Consider the following 487-nt stretch of genomic DNA (forward strand, 5'->3'; position numbering starts at 1 on the left):
CTGATCCGTCAAAGATGGTGGCATCCGTGAAATCCAGACGGGTCTTCTTATTACCAATCTGGAATTGAAACTTGGTGCTGACGCCTACACGCGACACCCGCCCGTACAGGCCCAAGTTCACAAAGGGCTTATTATAACCCGCATGGCTTTGTCTTGTCGAGCAATAAAAGCTGGTGACTCGTACCTGCAACTTGTCAATGATTCGATTTGACATAGCTTAGCGTTTTCTCCACGAGATTGACCACTTCCTTAGGAAGCTTCAGCCCAACCAGATGCCACGAAACGGCCTCGGCCAGCGTCTCCTTGAAGTTCTTCGTCGCGTACTCGGTAATCAGCGGATCGAGATCGGTACGGGTCACCCCACGCACCGGCCACACGGCCCGGATGTCGTCACCATAGTCAGCTTCGAACAGAAGATCGAGTTCTGCAAGAGAGATTTTCGATTGCGCCTTGATCGCCTTCAGAATCCACTTGAAGGCTTCCGCAT

At 52.0% G+C, this 487-nt stretch carries 2 protein-coding genes; both read right to left on the reverse strand.

What is annotated here, in order from left to right; genetic code table 11:
* Nucleotides 1–214 (reverse strand): hypothetical protein (locus AC1RPH_RS07795; RefSeq protein ID WP_481762024.1); only part of this gene is annotated, 214 nt, incomplete at its 3' end.
* Nucleotides 195–487, reverse strand: a 293-nt coding sequence (locus AC1RPH_RS07800; protein ID WP_481762025.1) for a hypothetical protein, incomplete at its 5' end; no start/stop codon positions are given. The genes AC1RPH_RS07800 and AC1RPH_RS07795, both read right to left, overlap by 20 nt.

The sequence above is a fragment of the Dellaglioa sp. CoH-57-MRSF-16 genome, from assembly GCF_056782055.1.